We start from the raw sequence: 18714 nt of genomic DNA on the forward strand, positions 1-18714 counted from the left end.
GATGCTGAATGAAAAATTTGCGGTGGTCGACCTGGAAACCGCCGGAAATAATAAAAATAAAGATAGTATCATCCAACTGGGCATTGTGATTGTCCAGAACTTCAAAGTCGTTGAAACATACACGACTTTCCTGTCGGATGAAACAGAATTGACCCCCTTTATAAAGGAACTGACAAGCATTGAGACATCCATGCTCGAAGATGCACCACGGTTCAAAGATGTTGCCCACGAAATAGCTGCCCTTCTTGACGGCTGCATTTTTACAGCACACAATGTCGAATTCGATTTCGGGTTCCTCCAGTCGGCCTTCAGGAAATGCGGCATCAGATACAGCCCGAATCATCTCCTTGATACTGTGGAGCTGGCAAGAATATTCCTGCCGACACTGGAACGTCTTCAGCTCAATGAGATTGCCCAGTCGCTCGGCCTCGGGCTGTCGAATGCACATCGCGCAGACGAAGATGCCCTCGCGACTGCGGAACTGCTCATCCATCTGCTCGGCAAGATCACTGCGCTGAACACAGAAACACAAAAACAGCTGTATCACCTGTCGAAAGCGCTGAAATACAACTTGTCCGATGTCCTCTTCTCGATTATTGCAGAGTCTGAAGACAGGCAGCCTGTCGACCTTGATCACTATGGATCATTCTTTATGAAGCAGGCACCTCGTATGGATACGCATCTTCAGCCCGTTACAGTCAGGGAACTTTATGAAAGCTATGTTGCATATTCGGGAAATGAGTACCGTGAGGAGCAGCTCCGTCTTGCCAATGAAATATTCGAAGCGCTCGAACAGGATGACAATCTCGTTGTGGAAGCCTATACCGGCGTCGGCAAGACACTGGCGTTTTTGATTGCAGCAGTCAGTTTCCACTCCCTTTTTGGCCGGAAAGTGCTTGTCAGTACATCCAGAAAGATTCTGCAGAACCAGATTCTTCGAGATGAACTGACAGTACTGGAACAGGCTGCAGGTCTGTCAATCGGTGCAGCCAGCCTGAAAGGCAAGGATAATTATCTGAACCTTGATGCGTTCGAACTGCTTCTCTCTCTTGAGGAGAACAACACCGAAATAGTACAGTTGAAAATGAAACTGCTCGTATGGCTTCTTGAAACCGATACGGGCGACCTGGCCGAGATCCACCTCAAAGGCCCGGAACGGTCATACTACAGAACAGCCTCCATCCAGGCTGGTGAATCGAGCAATCATCTATTTTTCGAACGTGCCCTTTCTGAAGCGGAACGGTCTGCTTTCACAGTGACGAATCATTATTTTCTTATGGAATGCCTCCATCATCTGTCTGATGTAGGCAGCATCATTGTCGATGAAGCCCATCAGCTCAAACGGGCACTCGAAGAAAGGATGCGGACCACCTTCAGCTACCAGGCAATGAAGTTCTTCATCGGGCAGATCGGCACTGCAGGCCAGGACCGTCTTCTGACCACCTATATCAATCACAATAATGAAATGTCTGTATATCTGCTTGAAGATATACTCAAACATCTCAATCAGAACATAGACAGGATATTCGGTGCGGCGTCAGCCGGCAACCCCGAAGATATGCGGCACCATATCGAAGTCAGCATCCATCATGTCTCCATATTTCTCGGCACAATCAGAGGTACCCAGAACTACCAGGTCCTCTACAACCATATGCATCATTATCAGAAGATGCTCGGAAGTCTCGAACGTGGAATAAGAACCGGAAACTATTCGCTCGAAACGGACAGGAACATGCAGAAGATCAAGGTGCATATCCATGAAGGGGACATGGCTTCCCTTCGCGCAAGAGCCGCGAATGTCACAGCGACCATCATGCTGTCCGGGACACTGGAAGTGAACGAGAGTTTCGATCATCTCGACTACTGGTATGGAGAAGAATATTTCAAAACGCTGGTCATCCGCAACGAAGCCCTCTTCAGACAGACGAAAATCTTTGTGCCGGAGGATATTCCCGTCTATGATGTGCAGGATGACGACTTCATTGCAACAATTGTCGAATACATCGCAATCTACCTGAGCGAGACGGATCAGAAGCTGATGGTACTGTTCTCGAATTTCGAACTGCTGGATAAAGTCTATGAATATACGGAAGATATACAGACTTTCGAGGATTTTGTAATACTCAAGCAGTCGCGGGCGACTACAACCGAAAAGCTGCTTGCCCAGTTCAATCAGCTGGACAAATGTGTACTCCTCGGCACGTCGAGCTTCAATGAAGGCATCAATATACAGACTGCAGGCACCAAATGCCTGATGCTGACAAAGCTGCCTTTCCCTGTACCGAAGGAATCGGGTTTCAAAAGCTTCTACCGGACCGATCTGCCGGAAGCTGTATTCCAGTTCAGACAGATTGCCGGCAGAATTCATCGCCGTCCTGAAGAGAAAGGGCTGCTGCTGCTGTTCGACAAGCGCGTGCTCAACCGCAGATATAAAGATGCATTCCTCAAATACTTCCCTTCTGAAAATATCATCCAGGGGGATGGAGAGTCTTTCAAAGCACTGCTTCGTGATTTATAATGACTATATCAACCCTAAAGGAGACGAAATATGCAACTCTCTCAAAGAATCAGGAATATAACACCAAGTCAGACATTGGCAATCACTGCCAAATCAAGGGAATTGAAATCTCAAGGTGTCGATGTGATCAGCCTCAGCGCTGGAGAACCCGATTTCAATACACCTGAAGAGATCATAGAAAAGACCTACAAGGCGCTGAAGGAAGGCCAGACAAAGTATACATCAGCTTCAGGCATCAATGACCTCAAGGAAGCCATTGTCCGGAAAATGAAGGACGACAATGGTCTCGATTACGATGCTTCCGAAATTTTTGTCGGCAGTGGGGCGAAGCATGTACTCTACAACCTTTTTCAGGCAACACTCGATGCAGGTGATGAAGTACTGATTCCAACGCCATACTGGGTAAGCTATACAGAGCAGGTCAAGCTGGCCGAAGGCCAGCCCGTCGTCATGCATACTGATGAATCGACATCATTCAAGATGACACCGGAGATCATTGAAGCGCATAGAACCGATAAGACACGCATGCTCCTGCTCAATTCACCGAGCAATCCAAGCGGCATGGTCTATACGGAGGAAGAGCTGAGAAGCCTGGCGGAGTATCTCGAACAGACCGATATCGTTGTTGTGGCAGATGAAATATATGAAACACTCGTATATGACAGACCACATATTTCAATCGCGACATTCAGCGACAAGATGAGACAGAACACGATTGTCATCAACGGTGTAAGCAAATCCCATGCCATGACAGGCTGGCGCATCGGCTATGCATGCGGGGACCGGGATGTCATGAAGGCGATGACGGACCTGACGAGCCACTCCACATCCAATGCTGCGACACCTTCCCAGTGGGCGGCTGTGGCTGCCTATGAGATGGACCCATCCTACCTTGAGGAATACAATAGGACCTTCAACGAAAGAAGGGACAGGGCATATGAGAAGCTGATGGAGATCCCTTACATCGACTGCATCAAACCGGAAGGGGCATTCTACCTGTTTCCGAACTTTGCGGAATGTGCAGAAAAATGCGGTTTCCAGGATGTCGACCAGTTCGTCGCTGCACTGCTCGAAGAGCAGTACGTCGCGGTGGTACCTGGATCAGGATTCGGTTCACCCGACAACATCAGACTCAGCTATTCACTGAGCATCGAAGATATGGCCGAGGCACTCGACCGTATCAGAAAATTTGTAGAACAACATTCTAAAGGAGCTTAGTTTGACATGAAGATATCAATAAACCAGGCATCAAAATACGAAGGACAGCAGGTGACGATCGGGTGCTGGCTTCTGCAGAAGCGGGGCAGCGGCAAAATCCAGTTCCTGCAGCTGAGAGATGGCACAGGATTCATGCAGGGAGTCGTCGTCAAAGCAAATGATGAGACACTCTTTGAAACTGCCAAAGGACTGACCCAGGAGACATCCATGTACGTCACAGGTACAATCAAAGCGGACGAACGTTCCCAGTTCGGCTACGAGATGGAAGTGGACGGCATCGAAGTCATCCATGCATCGGAAGGCTACCCGATCACACCGAAAGCCCACGGCCCTGAATTTCTGATGGACAACAGACATCTGTGGCTCCGTTCAAAGAAACAGCATGCTGTCATGAATATCAGGAACCAGATCATCAGAAGTACCCATGACTTCTTCTTTGAAAATGGCTACAAGAAGATCGATCCGCCGATTCTGACAAGCAGCTCACCGGAAGGGACGACAGAACTGTTCCATACAAAGTACTTCGAAGAGGATGCCTACCTGTCACAGAGCGGGCAGCTCTATGCTGAAGCGGCCGCCATGGCGCACGGCAAGGTATTTTCATTCGGCCCTACTTTCAGGGCGGAAAAATCGAAGACAAGAAGACACCTGATCGAATTCTGGATGATAGAGCCGGAAATGGCATTCTATAAGCATGAGGACAGCCTGGAGGTACAGGAGCAGTATGTCGAGTACCTCGTACAGCAAGTGCTCCAGAACTGCAGTCTCGACCTCGGTATTCTGGAGCGGGATACGGCAGTGCTTGAGAAGATCCGCGCACCATTCCCACGCATCACCTATACTGATGCAGTCGAACTGCTGAAGGAGAAGGGATTCGAAGATATCGAGTGGGGCGAGGACTTCGGTGCGCCGCACGAGACTGAAATCGCAAACCACTTCGACAAGCCGGTCTTCATCACCAACTATCCGAAAGCGATCAAATCCTTCTACATGGAGGAGAACCCGGAAGACCCGCGCACTGTACTGTGTGCTGATATGATTGCGCCGGAAGGATACGGTGAAATCATCGGAGGCAGTGAGCGGATCCATGACTATGCTACGCTGGAACAGAAGATCATCGAAAGCGGCCTCAACCTCGATGCCTATCAGTGGTATCTTGATCTGAGAAGATATGGCAGTGTGCCACATTCCGGATTCGGTCTTGGTCTTGAACGTACAGTTGCATGGCTGAGCGGCGTTCAGCACGTCAGGGAAACTGCTCCATTCCCTCGCTTGCTCAACCGTCTCTACCCATAGGTCAAATATCGCCGTCAGGCGATATTTTTATAAGGAGTCGTATTATGATTGATGATTATATAAGATATGTGAATGTACCAGTAAATAAAATTCTGCTCGACCACTATGCCACACTCGATATTGATGAGCGTGCCATGGTCGTCATCATCAGGCTGATGGATATCCATCAGCAATCATCCCAGCTGCCTGAGTTCACCTCACTTTCAAAAGGCACGACGATGTCTGAAGGGGATATTTCCAAAGTGATCCAGGGACTGATCCAGAAAGGTCTGCTTGAAGTCGAAACTATCAAGGAGACAGGCAAATATATAGAACGGTTCAATCTCGAGCCGCTCTATTCCAAACTGGTCCAGCTTTTCGAATCGGCAGAACCGGCAAAGCCCGAGCCGACGGAAATCAGGTCGCTGTTCGAGTATGTTGAAGGATTGTACGGCCGTGTCATCAGCCCGAACGAGTTCGAGAGGATCAACAGCTGGCTCGAAGATTCGAAGTACAGTCCCGAGGCCATCCGGAATGCCATCGATCTGGCCTATCAGAATCAGATCAAATCACTGCAGTATGTTGAACGCATCCTTGGCCAGACAGGCCGGGAGACTGCAGAGGTGAAAGAGGAACGGATGCCTGTACGCTCATGGCTGGAAGGAGAAGATGTCTATGATCAGTAGAAAAAAGACGATTGAGATGATCGACAAGATCGACAAGATGTTCCCTGACGCAGAATGCGAACTCGTGCATGACAATCCATTCGAACTGACCATTGCGGTCCTGCTGTCTGCACAGTGTACCGACAATCTCGTAAACCGGGTGACTGGAGAGCTGTTCAAAAAGTACAAGATGCCGGAAGACTATCTGGCAGTCGGCCAGTCGGAACTGGAAAACGACATCCGGTCGATCGGACTGTTCCGCAACAAGGCAAAGAACATCCAGAAACTGTGCCGGGATGTCATCGACCGTTATGACGGGGCGATACCCGGCAATTATGACGATCTGGTCAGTCTGGCTGGTGTCGGCCGCAAAACGGCCAACGTCGTCCTGGCAGTTGCATTCGGTGTACCGAGGATCGCTGTAGACACCCACGTCGAGCGAGTAACAAAACGCCTCGGCATCACTCGATACAAAGATTCGGTGCTTGAAGTCGAAAAGACATTGATGCAGAAAGTGCCAAAAGAGCGCTGGAGCAAGACGCATCATCAGCTCATTTTTTTCGGCCGCTATCACTGTACGGCCAGGAACCCAAAGTGTGAAACATGCCTGCTGCTCGAAGACTGCAGGGAAGGGCAGAAGCGTATGAAGAGAAAAGACGCGTGATGACGATCGAAGCAATGTATGAAAAACTGCTCGAAAATGCCAGACGGCCGGACCGGAAACTCTATGATGAATATGAGCATGCCATCCTGGCCCATATCGATGCGACGCTTCATGATATGGACGCTGATGCACACATTCATGTACTGCCGTTCAACTATCAGGAACGCATGGCGTATATCCAGTCGAGACCATACCAGTACCACAGTATCATCCAGCTGAAGGGAATTCATGAAGAGTTCACCAAAAAGGCTGCCTCCTACCGCATCAGAAAAAATAGGGATTAAAAAAGTACTCATGAAACCAGAAGGTTTCATGAGTACTTTTCATTTTTATGATGCTTCATCAGTTTCTTCTTCAGTCGGCTCTTCAACCGGTTCCGCTTCCTCGGTCGTCTCTTCTTCCATTCCACCTTCTGCGGTCGCTTCCTCGGTTTGCTGTTCAGTCACTTCCTCAGTTGCTTCTTCTGTGGAAGGCTCTTCTGTCGTCGTCTCCACAGTCGACTGCTCCGTTGTTTCCTCTTCTGTCGCTTCCTCGGTTTGCTGTTCAGTCACTTCCTCAGTTGTTTCTTCAGGCTCAATGATGACCTGTGAGGGCTCTTCCGTTGTCTCGACCGTCTGTGCAGGTTGTGCATTCCGGGACTCTTCTGTGCTGGTGCTGTCGTCCGCTTGGACTTCCTCACTGCCTCTGACGGCCAGTACGTTGCCGTCCATCTGTACTACGCTGTCCGGCCGGTCGAAATCCTGGCCATTATACGTACTGATCGACTGCATGATATCCCTGAAGAACCACTGTGGTGTAATATGCTCATCAGCACCGACAAACGATGAATCACCATTATCCCTATTCTCCATAAACCCTGTCCAGAGGCTCATTGTGTATTCCGGTGTATAGCCGACAATCCAGGCATCCTTGGCGGAATTGTCAGGCAGGTTCATTGCTTCCCTGTCTTCTCTGCTGTACGAGGTCGTTCCTGTCTTGGCGGCAATATTCAATCCATTCATCTGGATGAAGTCTGCGCTGCCGTAAGGTTCGAAAGTGCCTTTGAGCATGTCGGTCAGCATATAGGCGGTATAGTCCTCCATGGCTTTTTCGGACTCATTTTCAAATTCGACCGTTTCGCCTTCATCGGTCACAACATGCCGGATCGACTGTGCCGTATTGTATGTGCCGCCGTTGCCGAGAGTAGCGTAGGCTTCGGCCATCTGAAGGGGTGTGAAGCGTGATTCATAGCCACCGAGCACATCATTGAATGACAGGGTGTAGTCGCCTTCCGCCTTCTCGCTGTAGTCGAGTCCGACATTTTCAGCAAATTCCTCCGGTGCATCTTCTCCCGCTTCGTCCCGGACCGTCTCGAATGTTTTGACAGCCGGTATATTGAGGCTCTGTCTCAGGGCGTTGCGCATGGTGACGGTACCGTGATCCTGGGAATCGTAGTTGTAGATGGTATTTTCAAAGCCCTGAGGCTGATACTCATACTCATCTTCTATCGTATGATCCGTCCGCCACTGCATATTCTCTATGGCTGGTCCATAGGCAAGGAATGGCTTCATCGTGGAACCGACATTCCTTTCGACCAGTGCCTGGTTGTGCATGACCACTTCACGGTAGTCCCGGCCGCCTGATATGGCCACAAGGTCGCCGGTCTCCGTATCCAGGATGGTCGATGCCATGTTGAAGTTGTCGCTCTGGAATTTCGGGTTATAGTAGTAGTCTCTGTTATTGACCATCGTCTGCAGCTGGCGCTGGACGCCGCTGTCCATATTGGTGTAGATGGATATGCCGCTTGCAAGTGCCTCACCAAGCTCCATGTTTCTGAACATGTCATTGGTCTGGAGTTCCTGCTTCACTACGTTGATATATGCTGCATATTCCGGGTTTTCAGGCTCACTGGAAGCACGATCCTCCTCGGAGCGCGCAATCAGATTGGCTGTAAGATCCGTATTGACCGCTTCGTTGTATTCCGCTTCGGTGATGCGGCCATGGTGCAGCATCAGACTCAGCACAGTGTTGGCACGGTCGGTGCCGAGTTCCTGGTCGACATAGAGATTGTATCTGTTCGGCAGCTGCGGCAGTCCTGCCAGATACGCTGTCTCCGCCAGGTTCAGATCGCCGAGGTCCTTGTCGAAGTAGTAGTCTGCTGCAGTCCTTATACCGTATATGCCATCCGAGTAGTAGATTTTATTCAAGTACATCTCAAGAATCTCGTCCTTGGAATACTCCTGTTCGAGCCGGTAGGCGAGATAGGCCTCCTGTGCTTTTCTTTCCAGTGATTTATCTGCAGTCAGGAAGACGCGCTTGACCACCTGCTGGGTGATCGTGCTGGCGCCCTGGCTGCCAAAGCCGTCCGTAACGTTGTTCAGCACTGCTGCGCCGAGGCGGACGAAGTCGATGGCACCATGGTCATAGAAACGGTTGTCCTCGACGGACAGTACCGCGTCGGTCACATGGGCCGGCGTATCCTCTATATCGACGAGCTGCCTTTCCTGCCCTTCATACAGGGTGGTGACCAGTTCGTCATTCTTATCGTATATTTTTGCAGGAATCGGATCCTGCAGCTTCTCTTCGCTGAAAGCCGGCGCTCGTGATGCGTAGTATGCAAAAAGGAATGAGCCGGCCACAAGCATTACAAGACCGACAAGTACCATCCACAGGACAATACGCTTGATCAGTGATGCTCTGGAACGGCCGGCACCTTTCTTCTTTCTTTGTGCACCGTTCTTTTGCGGAGGCTTTTTCCCGCTTCTTTTATAGTTCTGATCCATACACTATTCTCCATTCTCGAAATAAAATTCGTCGACTGCGTCTAGATAGCTGATCCTCGGGTTCATACCCTGTTTCAGCAGTAGGGCCGAGTCTTTTATGTCCTGGTATCTGATGGATTTTCTGCCACCGTCCTGGAATGTCTCCCAGAAGGGTAGAAAATGCTCGATCGGCATCAGATATGATTCATCGTACAATGAGAAACGGATGATGATGAAGACCATGCCGCCCTGCTCATAGCACTGTTTCATATGATTGACCTGGTGCGCGTGGATATTGATGAAGGGGAACCGCTGATCATTCCGCGTCTCTTTAGCTTCAAAATCTATATACCTTCCTCTGTATACACCATTATAGTCGCTGGTGGAGGGGACCTTGAAATATGCTTCATCAATCTTGGCCTTGTTTCTGGAAGGGTAGTCGACGTTGACAATCTGGACAGGGGTCGGCTTCTTATGTATGACAGCGCGACCGCTTTCCAGATAGTACTGGTTTGTCTGGTCGAGATCCTTCTCCAATGTCATGCCTCTCTGGCCATACTTGATTCTACCATCAAATGAGCGGCTACCGCGAGCAGGACTCTCCGAACTCTTTGGACGGGGTTTGATGCCCTTAGGATATTTCATATGCATCGCCTTTCATTATTCTGTATGATGATAATATAATATTATACAATATAATGGTGGAATTAAACCATTGATAATTATAGGGAGTGTGGCATTTTTGTCAAGAAATGCATCTTTTGAAAAACTGCGTGAACTGCTGGATGAAGTCGATCACAGGTACAGCATGGCCAGGGAAGGCTATAAATTCGACTTCGAGACCGAAATAAAACCGTTCCTCGACCGGAATAAAGTACTGGTGGAGCAGATTGAGGACGTCGACACGGACTTCAGGTTCAATCCGGTGACCCGGGAGAAGGTGGTGGAGGAGTTCATGGAATTGCTGATGGCCTGCCATGAAAAGCGTTTCAGCCTCAAACTCTACAAGGAGAAGTACAAGTTCGTAAACATGTGGCTCGCCCACACAGAGCGGGAGGGGCTGATCCGATGAAGACACTGATCACCGGCTACCGGCCATACGAGCTCGGCATCTTCAAGGACGCACAGCCGGAGGTCGATGTATTGAAGGATTTCATGAGGGAGAAGGTAAGGGCCTATGCTGAAACCGGCACCGAATGGTTCATCATACAGGGATATACCGGCATCGAATTCTATGCAGCCGAGGCACTGATCGCGCTGCGGGACGAGTACGGCTTCAAGTTCTGTGTACTGAAGCCGTTCCATAAGTTCGATGACAGGTATAAGGAGGAGGATCAGGCGAAGCTTCAGCGCATCCTGGATGAAAGCGACTTCCACCGGTTCATCTATGATCGGGAATACGAATCTCCGAAAATGTTCAGAATCATCAGCCAGTTCCTCATCGAACACTCGGATCAGGCACTCGTCGTCTACGACGAGGAGGTGCCGTCAAAAACCCGTTTCATATACGATCAAATGCTTGAATTTCAGATGGATAATCCGTATAATATTGAAAGAATACAATTTGACGAAATCAATGCTTTCATAGATTCCGCTTATGAGAGGTGAAGGAATGAGCGAATATACGTTGAAATTATCAGCAAAGGATATATTCGAGAAGGAATTTGAAAAGTCCGTGAGAGGTTTCAAGCCGATAGAAGTAGATAGTTTTCTCGATGATGTAATCAGCGACTATCAAAAAATGGCCGACATGAACAACAGCCTCAAACGACTTGAAGATGAGAATGCACGTTTGAAGAAAGAAGTGGAAGAATTAAGAATCCGCGTCGCCACCAAGGCGAGATCAGTTGACAACCAGTCACAGAACCACCAGATAGATATTCTGAAGAGACTCAGCAATCTGGAGAAGAAAGTGTTTGGACAGTCCAAAGTGAATTGATTTGAAGCGGTATCTCGGATAATCGCTATGCACGCATGTGCATAGAGGAAAGTCCATGCTCACACGATTCTGAGATGATCGTAGTGTTCGTGCTTGACGAAGAAATAAGTCAAGGCAGTACGTTTTAGAACGGCTGACGGCTGTGAACGGTCCTAAGTGCAATGCATATGGATCCAGTAGCTATAAAAGTGCCACAGTGACGTAGCTTCTGTAGAAATGCAGAAGGTGGAACGCGGTAAACCCCTCGAGTGAGCAATCCAAATTTGGTAGGAGCACTTTCCAACGGGAATTCAACCAGCGGAAGGATACTACATTGTAGTATAGACAGATGATTATCACCAATGTGCGAGTGTAACTAGTACACGCCCCAGCACAGCGGTACAGAACATGGCTTATAGAGATACCGGACTAGATACGCTCTCCATTACGAATGGAGAGCTTTTATTTTATAATAAAAATGAACTACATATAAACTTCCATAAAAGAGAGGGTTTTTTGATGCAATTCAAACTGCTGGCAAATACACCGATGGGAATCGAGCGGGTCGTCGCCAATGAAATCGAGGCGCTCGGCTATGAAACACAACTTGAAAATGGCCGTGTCTATTTCGAAGGGGATGAGATGGCCATCATCCGGACGAATCTGATGATGCGCACCGCAGACAGGATCCGTATCATCATCGGAGATTTCGAAGTGTCGACATTCGACGAGCTGTTCGAGAAGACAAAAGCACTCCCATGGTCCGACATCCTCGGTCCATCTGCCGAATTTCCGGTGACAGGACGTTCCCACAAGTCCACACTCTACAGCGTGCCGGACGTACAGCGCATCGTCAAAAAGGCCATTGTCGAACATCTCAAGGATGAATTCAGCATCAAAAGCAAGCTGCCTGAGACAGGTCCGCGCTACAAGGTGGATATCGCAATACTGAAGGATCGTGCCGTACTGACCATCGACACGAGCGGGGACGCGCTGCATAAGCGCGGCTACCGTACTGCACAGGGTGAAGCGCCGATCAAGGAGACACTTGCCGCGACAATGCTCGGCCTGGCAAATTATGATGGCTCCGGCACGCTCATCGATCCTTTCGCAGGATCAGGCACCATTGCCATCGAAGCGGCGATGATGGCATTGAATATTGCGCCCGGATCCAACCGGACGTTTGATGCAGAGAAATGGGACATCATCCCTGAAGCCGACTGGGTCAAAGTGCGTATGGAACTGGAAGAAGCGGCACATTACGATCGGGAAGTTAAAATACTCGCTTCCGACAACGATCCGGAAATGATCCGGATTGCCAGGGACAATGCCATGGAAGTCGGACTGCTTGACAATATCCAGTTCAAGCTGCTCGATGTCCACGACCTTGAAATTGACGAGGAGAACGTCCAGATCGTCACCAATCCACCATATGGCGAGCGTATCGGTGAAGCAAAAGCAGTCGAAGAGATGTACCGCAAGCTCGGTGAGCTGATGAACAGCAACCCTTCACTCAGCGTCTATCTGATGACTTCAAACAAGATGTTCGAACACATCGTCAACAGGAAGGCGACCAAGCGCCGAAAACTCTTCAACGGCTACATCGAAACAACCTACTTCCAATACTGGGGAAAACGGGAGGAATGACCAATTGGCAGCGACAGGGACACTCGACACATTATATAAGCTGAAAAAGGAAATACTGAAGTCCGATAATGATGTGCTTGTTTCACAGATCGATCATGCCATCATGAAAACGTACAGGGATCAGCTCGTATTTTCATTCATCGGTCATTATTCGGCCGGCAAATCGAGCCTGATCAATCATCTGCTCGAGCAGGACATCCTGCCGTCCTCACCCGTACCGACGACAAGCAACACCGTTTCGGTTGAAATCGGGGAGGAGCGGGAGATACGGGCCTTTGTCGACCAGTACAGATATATTCCGCTGGCAGACTACGCGGCACTCAGAAGACTCAATACAAGGGATCTCGACATCACGTCCATCTCGATGAATGTTTCCCACCCCGAGTTCAGGGCGCGCACGGTCTTCCAGGATACCCCGGGTGTCGACTCCAATACACAGAGCCACGAGGACAGTGCCAACCGCTTCCTGCTCAACAGCGACTACATCTTCTTCACTGTGGAATACAACCACGTCGAGAGCGAACATAATATGAAGCTGCTCAAGGAGATCTCGGAACTTGAGATTCCATTTTCCCTGATCATCAACCAGATCGACAAGCATGATGATGCGGAACTCTCTATGGAAACTTTCATGTCCCGCATCAGAAAGACGCTCGGCCACTGGAATGTCACACCTGCCCATATCTTTACAACATCGATATACGAGTCACCCTACAACGAAGTGGCACAGGTTTCTGAAGAAATCTCAAGCATTGAAGAGAACAGACCTGACTATGAGGCAGAGTACCACGAACGGATCATCCGCAATATCGAACACAGGCAGCTGCAGTACCTGGAAGACGCTGCAAAAGATATGGAGAGCAGCCTGGAACTTCCCGATACACCGACTGTGGAAGCAGTGGAGGAACAGATCACCTATCTTGAGAATGCACTCGACAATAATGAGATCGCCCGTCTCCATGAGAACCAGGAAGCACTCCGCTCCCATGTCCAGTCATCACTGAAGGACATCGTCACGAACAGCTACCTGTATCCACATCAGGTGAAAACGGCGATTGAGACGTACTTGAAGGTATGCGCCGGAGAGATACAGCCGGGCGGTCTGTTCGGCAAAAAGAAAAAGACCCAGGCACTCATTGATGAACATAGAAATAAGATTGGAAGTGAAATCGACCCTGTACTCCAGACGGAGATCAACGCACCGGTCAACGCCCTGTTCGACAAGCTTGGGCTCGAAGGGGAACCGTTCAGATACCACTGGAATGAAGATGTACTGATAGAGGAAGAGATGACAACACTGTCGTCAGCCTATGTCATGAACTATCTGGACAAGCTGAAGCGGGCAATCGGCGCAGACATCACTAGACGTGCAATGGACCACATGCAGGGCCTTGATATCCGGACACAGTCGCAGGCTGCATCTTCAAAGGAGCTCGAGGAGACACTTGAAACGTACCAGTCATTGAAGAAAACACTCGAACTGGTCGAATCCATCGAGACATCCAACTACAGGCATTTCTATATCCATCTCAATGATGAAATGGACAAACTCGACCTGACCGAGGCGATCAGCCGCGACTTTGAAGAAGCAGCACCAGACACAGTTGACTATAGGAGCAGCGTAGCCGACAAGCCCATTGGGGAGATGGATACCGCCTACTACCGTCAGCTCGTCGAAATACTCCTGGATCATCCAAGATACAATGACTACCGCAGTATAATAGCGGACAAGCTCGAGCGCATCGATAAAGGCGAGGTCAATATCAGCGTGTTCGGTGGATTCAGTGCCGGAAAGACAACCTTCATCAATGCATTGATGGGGGGCGTACATCTGACGACAAGCCCGAACCCGACGACCGCAACCATCACCGAGATCACCGGGGGCAAAGAGAGCCATGCACTATATAAGACAGAAGCGGATCTCGTCCAGTCGCTCGAAGTGATCACCAACCATGAGGGGAGTGCAGTCGCTGATTTCCTCCCCTGGATAAAGCGCAGCCGTCACAAGGTGAAGGAAGCCCACATTCCGTTCATTGATGGCATCCTGTCCCACTTTGACACGCATCAGGCGCATCTTGGCCAGGATATCGAGATGGAAACCGGAGCACTCATCGATATGATCAGTACGGACGAGGAGGCCATATTCATCCATAAGGCCTTCCTGTCCATCGATACGCCATTTACAGACAGATTCACGATCACCGATTCCCCAGGCATCAATTCAATCAACGACCGTCATACGAAGGAGACGCACAGCATCATTGCCGGCAGTGATATGATCATCTACGTATCCTACTATAATCATGTATTCAGTCGCTCCGATGAGCATTTCCTGCAGTACATCAAATCGATCAAAGGAGCAGATTTTCCGATCATCTTCATCGTCAATGCCGTCGACTTGATGCAATCGGATGATGACCTTGACAAAGTGATGGACTATATCCATGCCTCACTTGGACAGCTTGACATTGAACATGAGATATTTCCGGTATCAAGCAAACAGGCACTTGAAGATGGGGATGCTGGTTTTGACTCAGCCAAGAATGAAATCACGGCACTTGCCACCCATAATGCATTGAACATCCAGTACCAGTCCATGAGGGAAACAGCAAAACAGCTCAAGCGCACTATCGCCGGCAACTGCGAACGGTACCATGACCGCCACGCGCTACAGGCTGAAATTGAAGCGGCGAGAAGCAGAGTGGCCGATACAATCGACCGCTTCACAGTGACAGCCATTGCATCGACACTCCATCAGGAACTGGACATCATACTGTCCCATACAAAAAAACAGCTGACACTGAAGCTCTATGATCAGCTGAAAAGTATGATCTCCCCGGCGGATATGAAGAATGGGCATTTCCTAACGGATAACCAGGCCTATCTCTCGAACGCCATCAACCAGCATCTTGGCCTTGAAACGGCCACAAGCTTCAATGCCGTCTACCATAAGGCGGAGCGGGAGATTGAACAGATGGTCGGGCAGCTGAATGAAGATCTGAAGGAAACACAGACAGCCCACCGTATCGATGGCGTATATGCCGACCATGCACAGCCCGGAGTCGAGATTGACGCATCCCGTCTTATTGAATACGAAAAGCCCCTTGCACGTGCCAAAAACAGGGCGAGGGATTTCCGCAGCCTGCTGCTCGAACTCTCGGAAGCAGTCATTGATTCCATTGATGATGCTGCAATGAGGGACGGGATGACGGATATGGTCGACACCTATCTCCAAACGGTCGATGGGAAAATGAAGGCGCAGCTTGAACCCGTCCGTCAGTCACTATCCGAACCGCTGCCCGAAATCAGTGAGGAAGTCTACAAAGCGGATACAGAACTCGCGCAGACTATAGAAAATCTTGAGGTGGTGAATGCATGACCATTATAGACAGAACAACTGTAGACGAACAGGATTTCAATACGCTCATTCCGGTGGACTGCCGCAATGTCATGGATGATATGACAGCATCGCTTGATAGAATAGCTGAATCCCCGGTAGAGGGCGCCGTGCATATACCACAGTACCCCTGGATGTTTGATGACGAAGGACTGAATCACGGAAGACATCCGGTACCGGTTCGAAGTATCGTAGAAAAACTTCATGAATCACTGGTACAGGCATCAGGAGAGGTTCCGCTCCTGTTTGATGATGAACAGCAGTTCTTCCATACGCGCCTTTATTATCTGTTCAGGCTATATGGGCTTGATGCCATGCTGTGGAATGACTCGGTGGACAGCCTTGAAACATTGTCCACATCTTTTGGCAGCACCACACCCGCACTGCCTGGCCCGAACCAGAGCCGCACCGGCGACTACTCCGATGTCCAAATCGGACTGCTTGTGCTGATGGAGGATGTGAAAGAAGCGGTACATGATGAGGATGTCCTGCTGATCGACGTCCGCAGCAGGGAGCGGTACCTTGGACTTGAAGAGCCCATCGATCGTAAGATGGGACATATTCCGGGTGCTGTGAACATTCCCTACGGCAGTTTCTTCACAGCGGGAAGGATGGACTTCGCTTCACATGAGCACATGCGCCATTTTCTTGACAGTTTCAAGGAAATCATCGTATATTGCGGTTCCGGCATGAGTGCAACACCGCCATTTCTGGTACTCCAGGAGATGGGCCTGCCGGTGCGCCTTTACGGCGGCAGCTTCTCGGAATGGATAACAGATGATAACAACACTATCGAAACCGGGGACGCCCCGCTGAATGAAAGGATCCTATCTCTGAATGAATAATAATATACTTGTAGTGGATGGCATGGCACTGCTATTCCGTCATTTCTATGCGACAAGTTTTCGCCAGCAGTTCATGTACAATGCCTACGACAGACCGACCAATGGAGTCCAGGGTGTCGTCCGCCACGTACTGAAGCTGGTCGAGACACTGAAGCCGGAACATCTGGTCATCACCTGGGATATGGGCTCGAAGACTGTCAGAAATGAATGGTATGCGGATTATAAGAAGGACAGGGTCGCACCTCCAGATGAACTCATCCCGCAGTTCGACCATGTCAAAGAAGTACTGGACGCCCTCGGCATGTTCCAGATTGGCATAAAAGGTTATGAAGCCGATGACATCATCGGTACCCTGTCGAAGCGATATGATGATATCGTCATCGTCAGTGGGGACAAGGATCTCCTGCAGCTGCTTGATGCAAGAAATGAACTATGGCTGACAAAGAAAGGCTATACGGTGTACGACCAGTATACGAAAGCCCGGTTTGAAGCGGAGCATGGCATCACACCGGAGCAGTTCATCGATGTGAAAGCGCTGATGGGAGATGCAAGCGACGGCTATAAGGGCGTCAAAGGCATTGGGGAAAAGACGGCTTTCAAGCTGATCCGCGAATTTGAAAGCGTCGAAAACATCCTCATGAATCTTGAGACTCTGACGCCCGCTATCCGCAGTAAAATAGAAAGTGATGTCGAGTCACTGAAGATTTCACAAAGATTGGCGCGCATCATCACCGATGTACCGGTTGATTTCGACCATATAGAGCAAAATAGTGTACTCAGCATTTCAAAACTACAGATCCAGACCATACTTGATGACCATGACCTCGCAATCAGCAGCAAGTTCGTCGGAACGCTGGATCTGTAGGAGGTGACTGCATGACACTTGTCTATATAGACGCAGCCGCTTCGACCCAGCCGAAGATGGCTGCCGGGGCAGTTGTTTTCAAAGATGAGGCGATGGATCTTGAATTCACGAAGTTCCTGGGTGAAATGGACAACCATGAAGCTGAATGGGCTACACTCGATTTTGCTGTGGAAAAAGCGATTGAACATTCCATCACTTCTCTTATTGTTTACACGGATTCCAAAATCATAGCCGACAGCTTCGACAAGAACCATGTGAAACATCCGGTTTTCAGGAAGTATTTCAACAGCATTTCAGCCAATCTCGGCAGATTTGACCTTTTTCTGATCAGCTGGACACCGAGGGAGAAGAATCGGCGGGCTGACGAACGTGCAAGGGAACTGCTCTACAGACATAAGAAAGGCAGATCTCAGTGATCAGCCTTTTTTTATACGTAAAATTTCGGTATAATTGCTTAAGGAGGTTGAAAAGTGAATATCGAAGTATTGGATAAGATCAACGCCCTTGAAGAAAAATACTGCCAGAATTGCCTTCTGAAGGAGCTTAACCGCGCAGATGGCAGCAAGACGGCTGCACATAATTTTTGCATACACGAGTGTTCGATAGGCATCGCCATACGTTCACACGGAAATGAACTGCAATAGGAGGATTAACATGGAAATCGTTAAAATTGAACCAACACCAAGCCCGAATACTATGAAAATCACTGTAAGTGAAGAAAAGCAGGAAATGAAATCATCAACCTATCGTGAAACATCCGATGATGCACCTGCGTTCATCAACAGAGTACTTGAACTTGATGATGTGACCAGTGTATTCCACGCACTGAACTTCATCTCGGTCGACAAATCACCAAAAGCCGATTGGGACACGCTGATACCTGAAATCGAAAAGACATTCAATGCAGAAGACCAGGACGTAAAAAAAAACCTCAATTAGAGGATAACTTCGGTGCTGTTTC

18 protein-coding genes and 1 other RNA gene are annotated in these 18714 nt (G+C 49.3%); 17 read left to right on the top strand and 2 right to left on the bottom strand.

The window, feature by feature from the left end; genetic code table 11:
• Position 1: 1 nt before the first annotated feature.
• Genes GQ671_RS03095 through GQ671_RS03120 form a run of 6 tightly spaced genes read left to right on the top strand, consistent with a single transcriptional unit; the run spans position 2 to position 6624 of the window.
• The gene (locus tag GQ671_RS03095) at positions 2 to 2518 is read left to right on the top strand and encodes an exonuclease domain-containing protein (RefSeq protein ID WP_160652538.1); all 2517 of its coding nucleotides are present in this window, start codon (positions 2 to 4) and stop codon (positions 2516 to 2518) included.
• Positions 2519 to 2548: 30 nt separating this feature from the next.
• The gene (locus tag GQ671_RS03100) at positions 2549 to 3736 is read left to right on the top strand and encodes a pyridoxal phosphate-dependent aminotransferase (RefSeq protein WP_160652541.1); all 1188 of its coding nucleotides are present in this window, start codon (positions 2549 to 2551) and stop codon (positions 3734 to 3736) included.
• Between the two features lie 6 nt (positions 3737 to 3742).
• Complete coding sequence (gene asnS / locus GQ671_RS03105; RefSeq protein ID WP_160652544.1) at positions 3743 to 5032, top strand: asparagine--tRNA ligase; 1290 nt, start codon at positions 3743 to 3745, stop codon at positions 5030 to 5032.
• 44 nt (positions 5033 to 5076) lie between these two features.
• Positions 5077 to 5697, top strand: coding sequence for a DnaD domain-containing protein (locus GQ671_RS03110; RefSeq protein ID WP_160652547.1), 621 nt, complete (start codon positions 5077 to 5079; stop codon positions 5695 to 5697).
• Positions 5687 to 6340 carry an endonuclease III gene (gene nth, locus GQ671_RS03115; protein WP_160652550.1) on the top strand — a complete coding sequence of 218 codons (654 nt, stop codon included), beginning with the start codon at positions 5687 to 5689 and terminating at the stop codon, positions 6338 to 6340. The genes GQ671_RS03110 and nth overlap by 11 nt, the downstream gene beginning before the upstream one ends.
• Positions 6340 to 6624 carry a YpoC family protein gene (locus GQ671_RS03120; protein ID WP_211364878.1) on the top strand — a complete coding sequence of 95 codons (285 nt, stop codon included), beginning with the start codon at positions 6340 to 6342 and terminating at the stop codon, positions 6622 to 6624. The genes nth and GQ671_RS03120 overlap by 1 nt, the downstream gene beginning before the upstream one ends.
• A 45-nt stretch (positions 6625 to 6669) precedes the next feature.
• Here GQ671_RS03120 and GQ671_RS03125 read toward each other — a convergent pair whose 3' ends face one another.
• Together GQ671_RS03125 and recU are read right to left on the bottom strand one after the other, a co-directional pair.
• Positions 6670 to 9102 carry a transglycosylase domain-containing protein gene (locus tag GQ671_RS03125; protein ID WP_160652556.1) on the bottom strand — a complete coding sequence of 811 codons (2433 nt, stop codon included), beginning with the start codon at positions 9100 to 9102 and terminating at the stop codon, positions 6670 to 6672.
• A 3-nt stretch (positions 9103 to 9105) separates the two neighbouring features.
• On the bottom strand, positions 9106 to 9726 hold the full coding sequence (gene recU, locus GQ671_RS03130) for a Holliday junction resolvase RecU (protein ID WP_160652560.1): 621 nt from the start codon (positions 9724 to 9726) through the stop codon (positions 9106 to 9108).
• A gap of 97 nt (positions 9727 to 9823) precedes the next feature.
• Between recU and GQ671_RS03135 the strand changes: the two genes are divergently transcribed.
• From GQ671_RS03135 to GQ671_RS13110, 11 genes are all read left to right on the top strand, one after another.
• Entirely contained in the window at positions 9824 to 10153 is a 330-nt protein-coding gene (locus GQ671_RS03135; RefSeq protein WP_160652563.1) for a DUF1798 family protein, read from the top strand.
• A complete protein-coding gene (locus GQ671_RS03140) occupies positions 10150 to 10689 on the top strand; it encodes an SLOG family protein (RefSeq protein WP_160652566.1) in 540 nt (179 codons plus the stop codon). The genes GQ671_RS03135 and GQ671_RS03140 overlap by 4 nt, the downstream gene beginning before the upstream one ends.
• Before the next feature lie 4 nt (positions 10690 to 10693).
• Positions 10694 to 11020: a cell division regulator GpsB gene (gene gpsB, locus GQ671_RS03145; RefSeq protein WP_160652569.1), complete on the top strand. Its 327-nt coding sequence runs from the start codon at positions 10694 to 10696 to the stop codon at positions 11018 to 11020.
• A 10-nt stretch (positions 11021 to 11030) separates the two neighbouring features.
• Positions 11031 to 11420: RNase P RNA component class B (rnpB, locus tag GQ671_RS03150), an RNA gene on the top strand.
• A gap of 98 nt (positions 11421 to 11518) precedes the next feature.
• On the top strand, positions 11519 to 12646 hold the full coding sequence (locus GQ671_RS03155; RefSeq protein ID WP_160652572.1) for a THUMP domain-containing class I SAM-dependent RNA methyltransferase: 1128 nt from the start codon (positions 11519 to 11521) through the stop codon (positions 12644 to 12646).
• A 4-nt stretch (positions 12647 to 12650) separates the two neighbouring features.
• Positions 12651 to 16025: a dynamin family protein gene (locus GQ671_RS03160; RefSeq protein ID WP_160652574.1), complete on the top strand. Its 3375-nt coding sequence runs from the start codon at positions 12651 to 12653 to the stop codon at positions 16023 to 16025.
• The gene (locus GQ671_RS03165) at positions 16022 to 16888 is read left to right on the top strand and encodes a sulfurtransferase (protein WP_160652577.1); all 867 of its coding nucleotides are present in this window, start codon (positions 16022 to 16024) and stop codon (positions 16886 to 16888) included. Before GQ671_RS03160 ends, GQ671_RS03165 begins: the two co-directional genes overlap by 4 nt.
• Positions 16881 to 17753, top strand: a complete 873-nt coding sequence (locus GQ671_RS03170; RefSeq protein WP_160652580.1) for a 5'-3' exonuclease — start codon at positions 16881 to 16883, stop codon at positions 17751 to 17753. Before GQ671_RS03165 ends, GQ671_RS03170 begins: the two co-directional genes overlap by 8 nt.
• Positions 17754 to 17764: 11 nt before the next feature.
• Positions 17765 to 18169, top strand: coding sequence for a ribonuclease HI family protein (locus tag GQ671_RS03175; protein ID WP_160652583.1), 405 nt, complete (start codon positions 17765 to 17767; stop codon positions 18167 to 18169).
• A 54-nt stretch (positions 18170 to 18223) separates the two neighbouring features.
• A complete protein-coding gene (locus tag GQ671_RS03180) occupies positions 18224 to 18397 on the top strand; it encodes a zinc-finger domain-containing protein (protein ID WP_160652586.1) in 174 nt (57 codons plus the stop codon).
• A gap of 10 nt (positions 18398 to 18407) precedes the next feature.
• Entirely contained in the window at positions 18408 to 18692 is a 285-nt protein-coding gene (locus GQ671_RS13110) for a NifU N-terminal domain-containing protein (RefSeq protein WP_322789451.1), read from the top strand.
• The last annotated feature ends 22 nt before the right edge of the window (positions 18693 to 18714 follow it).

The sequence above is a fragment of the Salinicoccus hispanicus genome (assembly GCF_009831115.1).
GTDB lineage: Bacteria > Bacillota > Bacilli > Staphylococcales > Salinicoccaceae > Salinicoccus > Salinicoccus hispanicus.